Genomic DNA, 3994 nt, shown 5'->3' with positions numbered 1-3994 from the left:
CGCACGACGTCCGGCGGCTTGATCATCGTGAGCGGGCCGGGCGTGCGGTGGGCGAGCCGGGCGAGCAGCGCGACGCCGGAGGAGTCCATGAAGGTGACGTGGCGCGCGTCGATCTCCACCGGGTTGCGCGAGGCCTCGGCCTCGGCGACAGCCTCGGTGAGCTCGCTGCTCAGGGCGACGTCGATCTCACCGGACAGCACGAGCCGCGTGCGCCCGTGCGCCACCATGACGGAGGCGGTCCCGGCGTCGTGTCCCTCACCGGGCGGGGTGGAACGGTCGTCGACCACAGGTTCTCCTTCATCTCGTCCGGCGGCTCGCGCCGGAACGCCTTCAAGGGCATCCTAGGAGACTCAGCACGATGGGAGAGACACCATGGCCGACCGGGTTCGCGGCATGCCCGCGGCTGGGGCGGTCCCGACCCCGGGTCTGGGGGTCGTCATGGAGGCCGACGCCGAGCACGCCGGGCGTACCCCGGCCACGCTCACGGTGCGTTCGGACCAGCTGCTCGACGCCCTTCCCGACCCGACGTACGTCGTCGACGTCGACTTCACGCAGGAGCCGCCGGACTGCAGGGTCGTGTGGGTGGGCCACGCGCTCGCCGAGGCCACCGGCTTCTCGCAGGAGGAGCTGATGGCCACCGCGCCCCGGCTCGTCACCGCGAGCGACTCCACCGCGCTGCGCGAGGCGCTGCACGCCCGCCTGCCGGTCGCCGTCGTGCGCTCGGTGGCGCGCGCGGACGGCACCGCCTTCCGCGCCACCGTGTCCTTCAGCCCGCTCGGCGCCGGGGAGCCCGAGGGCTCGACCCGCTGGCTCGTCACGGTGCGTGACGCCACCGAGGAGCTCGCCTCGGCAGTGCTGGCCGAGGAGCGGGCCGCTGCCGAGGAGCGCGCCCGCCGCGGGCTGAGCCTCGTCGCCCGGGTCTCCGACATCCTCGCCGACGCGGACTCCGCCACCGCGCTCGTCGAGATCGGCGCGCTGCTCGTGCGCCGCATCGTCCCGTGGGCGGGGTTCTACGCCGACGGCACCCGGCTGCAGCGGATCACCGACCTCGCCGGCATCACCTACCACCGTCGTGACCTGCGCCGCGGAGCCCGCGCCCAGGGCGTGGGCTCCGACCCCGTGCGCGAGCTCCTCCTCGACACCCGGATGCAGACGGTCGTCATCGACCGTGACCGCCCGGCACGCGAGGGCACCCTCACCGCCGAGCTGCTCGCCCTGCTCGCCGAGGACCCCGACGCGCCGGACGACGGCCCGCTGTGGCTGCTGCCGGTGCTCGGCCGCCAGGCGGTCCTCGGTGTCCTGGCCGTGCAGCCGCCCGACCCCAGCCGCGACCGGCGCGCGATGCCGCCCGGTGAGCTCACCACCGTCCTCGAGCTCGTCGCGCGCCGCGTCGGCATGGCGATGGACAACCTCCAGCTCTACGACCGTGAGCACCGGCTCGCCGAGACCCTCCAGCGTGCCATGCTCCCCGAGCAGAGCCATGTCGAGGGCGTGGACGTGTGGAGCTACTACTCCCCGAGCTCGGAGCACGCCCAGGTGGGCGGTGACTGGTACGACGTGCTCGACATGGGGGAGGGCAAGGTCGGGATCGTCGTCGGCGACGTCGTCGGGCACGACGTCGAGGCGGCCGCCGCGATGGGCCAGCTGCGCTCCGTCGTGCGCGCCTATGCCGCCGAGTTCGTCGAGCCGGGCAAGGTTCTCGACCGGGTGGACCGGCTCGTCGCGGGCATGCGGATCGCGCGGCCGGCGTCGTTCGTCTACGCGAGCCTGTCCCCGCGCGCCGACGGCGAGGACTGGGACATCGCCTACTCGCGTGCCGGGCACCTGCCGATCGTCCACGTGAGCGGCGGGCGGTCGCGCCAGCTCGACGGCGCGAACGGGCCGCTCGTCGGCTTCGGCGGGCGTCCCCGGCACACCGGCCACGCGGTGGCCCAGCCGGGGGACGTCCTCATCTTCTACACCGACGGCCTCGTCGAGCGGCGGGACCGGTCGATGCGCGACGGCGTCGCCGCTCTCGTCGCGACGGCGGAGCAGATCGACGCGCCGGACGCCGCGGGGATCGGTGAGGAGCTCCTCCAGGAGCTCGCCGACGCCCCCGAGGACGACATCGCGCTCGTCGTGCTGCGGGTCCCGGACCCCGCGGCGCCGGCCCTGCGGTGGTCCGGTCCCCGGGAGCGCCGCTGGCAGATGCCGATGGACCCGCAGACGATCGCCCGCGCCCGCCACGCCGTGCTGCGCGCCTGCGAGGCCTGGGGGATCGAGGACACCGCCGCGGCCGAGCTCGTGGCCTCCGAGATGGTCGCCAACGCCGTCATGCACGGGTGGGGCCGGGTGGACCTGCGCCTGCGCGACACCGGTGACGGGCTGCGCATCGAGGTCGAGGACGCCAACCCCAGCCCGCCGGTGCTCCGCGAGGGCCGGGTCGGGCGGATCGGTGGCTTCGGGCTGCACATCATCTCCCGGCTCGCCGAGTGGGGCTGGCGCCCGACCCCGGCCGGCAAGGTCGTCTGGGCCCGCGTCCGTCCCAAGGACCCCTGGAGCAAGGGCAAGGACGCCAAGGACACACCGCCCACCACCTCCTGACCCCCGCCGCCACCCATCCGCGACAGCCGACTTCCGCACGACAGCCGACTTCCGCGCGAGAGCCGAGTTGTGCGCGAGAGCGGGGTTCCGGGCGACAGCCGAGTTGTGCGCGACAGTCGACTTGTGCGCGAGAGCGGGGTTCTGCCAGGGGACCGACTGTCGGGTGCCCTCACGTCCAGCGACGGCGGCGTATCTCGACCGAGATGCCGAGAAGCTCCATGATCGTCCCCTCGAGGACGGGCCGGCGGCCGAACACGTCCTCCGCGGTGACGGGGACGACCCGCCAGCCGAACCGGTCCTGGATGTCCGCGCGGCGTGCGTCGTCGTGCAGGCGTTGCTCGCGGGTCTTGAGGTGGTGCTCGACGCCGTCGTACTCGATACCCACCTGCTCAACGTCGTACCCCATGTCGAGGCGGTAGATCTCCACGCCGTTCTCCCGCAGGCTGATCTGTACCTGTGGCCGGGGCAGGCCGGCCTCGACAACGCGCAACCGGCTCCACGACTCGCCCATCGACTCGGTGGCCGGCTCGCACAGCGCGACGACGTCGCGTGCCCGCCGGACGAACCGACGCCCGCGTAGCGGACGGAGCGCGGCCTCGAGCTCGGGCACCGTCGTGAGGCCCGCGTGCGTGAACGCGTCCACCGCGCCGAGTCCGATGAACGCGGGACGGTAGCGCGCGAGGTCGAGCGCCGTGCGGGTGGGCGACGTGCACGGCACACCGGCGACGTCGACGACGTCGCCGAGCGGGAGGTCGCTGACGAAGGCGTTGAGGTCGGGACGTTCCGGTCGGACGGCGCCGAGGGGGACAAGGCACTCGAGGAGCGGGGGCTGCTGCCACCGGGCGGGTGGGCGGACGTCGATCCCCATGAGCCACGCTGCCGACTCGCGCGCCAGCGCGGCACCCCGGGGGAGAACGAGGCTGACGGCCAGGGCGCGAGCCCCGACGTCGTCGGCGAGGTGTGCCGGCAGGTACAGGCCCTTACTGGGGCGGAGGAGCTCGCCGGAGGCGCACAGGGCGGCGAGCTCGATGCCGGTCAGGCCGTCTGCATCGGCGTCGCGACGGGTGAACGGGCGGTCGAGGAGCGAGGTCATGGAGCGACAGTGGCGTCGGTCGCGGGTGCCGGGGGCGAGTGAAGTCCCGAGCTGTGGGCGACGACGTCGTGCACGGGTCTCGTGGAGCAACCTTCGGGTTCCGCCGCGGTGAGTCCGCGGTGCGGAACTCGGCTGTCGCGCGGAAGTCGGCTGTCGCGCGGAAGTCGGCTGTCGCGCGGAAGTCGGCTGTCGCGCGGAACTCGGCTGTCGTGCGGAACTCGGCTGTCGTGCGGAACTCGGCTGTCGTGCGGAACTCGGCTGTCGCGCGGAACTCGGCTGTCGGGCGGAAGTCGGCTGTCGCGGGGGGGGGGGGGGGGG

3 protein-coding genes are annotated in these 3994 nt (G+C 73.9%); 1 reads left to right on the top strand and 2 read right to left on the bottom strand.

All coding sequences use genetic code 11. The features are described 5' to 3' along the window. On the bottom strand, positions 1-287 hold a 287-nt coding region (locus tag FHE66_RS10930), incomplete at its 3' end, for an STAS domain-containing protein (protein ID WP_255303702.1). Between the two features lie 85 nt (positions 288-372). Between FHE66_RS10930 and FHE66_RS10925 the strand changes: the two genes are divergently transcribed. Continuing rightward, the gene (locus FHE66_RS10925; protein ID WP_139072993.1) at positions 373-2583 is read left to right on the top strand and encodes a SpoIIE family protein phosphatase; all 2211 of its coding nucleotides are present in this window, start codon (positions 373-375) and stop codon (positions 2581-2583) included. Between the two features lie 169 nt (positions 2584-2752). Here FHE66_RS10925 and FHE66_RS10920 read toward each other — a convergent pair whose 3' ends face one another. Continuing rightward, the gene (locus FHE66_RS10920; protein WP_139072992.1) at positions 2753-3676 is read right to left on the bottom strand and encodes a type IV toxin-antitoxin system AbiEi family antitoxin; all 924 of its coding nucleotides are present in this window, start codon (positions 3674-3676) and stop codon (positions 2753-2755) included. Between the last annotated feature and the right edge of the window lie 318 nt (positions 3677-3994).

The sequence above is a fragment of the Georgenia sp. 311 genome, assembly GCF_006151955.1.
Taxonomy (GTDB): Bacteria; Actinomycetota; Actinomycetes; order Actinomycetales; family Actinomycetaceae; genus Oceanitalea; species Oceanitalea wutianyii.
Note: the sequence above shows the minus strand (reverse complement) of the source record. Positions and strands in the feature narration are given on the sequence as shown.

What these genes read in the sequence shown, in the direction of transcription:
- FHE66_RS10925 (WP_139072993.1), top strand. Translation starts at nt 373, where the DNA reads ATGGCCGACCGGGTTCGCGGCATGCCCGCGGCTGGGGCGGTCCCGACC.
- FHE66_RS10920 (WP_139072992.1), bottom strand. Translation starts at nt 3,676, where the DNA reads ATGACCTCGCTCCTCGACCGCCCGTTCACCCGTCGCGACGCCGATGCA.